The sequence below is a fragment of the Leisingera sp. ANG-M1 genome, from assembly GCF_000813745.1.
Taxonomy (GTDB): domain Bacteria; phylum Pseudomonadota; class Alphaproteobacteria; order Rhodobacterales; family Rhodobacteraceae; genus Leisingera.
Map to the genome: position 1 here is coordinate 28,762 of NZ_JWLC01000040.1, position 595 is coordinate 29,356.

A 595-nucleotide genomic window follows, 5' to 3' on the forward strand; every position below is an offset into this window, starting at 1 on the left:
GAGATAGCTGCCGCTGAAGATTACGTCCGGCTCCTGTTCAGCCGCCTGGTCCAGAGCCTGAGCCATGGCAGCCTGGATCCCTCCGGCGCTTCGCTTCGGACCGACGCCACAGCTGTCCGAGGTCATCGACCAGTCACGCAGAATAGCCAGCGGCGCGTTTCCCCGGCTCTCCGCCGCCTGACGGGCTTCAACAACGATGGCCGCCGCGCCTTCGCCGTTACTTGCTCCGCTGGCGTCTGCGGAAAAGGGGCGCAACAGTTCAGAGGCCTCGGTCTGTTTCGAAATCAGGCGCAACCCGCGCATTGCCGAATTGCCGATTGCACTCATTTCGTCAGACACCACAACAACGACGGTTTCAGCATGACCGAAGCGGATCAGGTCCGCCGCAGTTGCAATTGCATAGCCACCTGCCGCCCAGCCCATCGGCAACGCCAGAAGCGGCCCGCGAAACCCAAATTCGATGCTGATCAGACTGGCCGGCGCATTAAAAACACTTTCCTGAAAGCTCAGCGGTTCCACAGCCGTCAATCCGTCGGCAGTGATGGCCGACAGGTTGCGCTCCACAACTTCGTTCGGGCCATTCCCGGTGCCGTAC

At 61.5% G+C, this 595-nt stretch carries 1 protein-coding gene; it reads right to left on the reverse strand.

What is annotated here, in order from left to right; all coding sequences use genetic code 11:
- On the reverse strand, window positions 1-564 hold a 564-nt coding region (locus RA19_RS24925), incomplete at its 3' end, for a beta-ketoacyl synthase N-terminal-like domain-containing protein (protein WP_275041758.1).
- Between the last annotated feature and the right edge of the window lie 31 nt (window positions 565-595).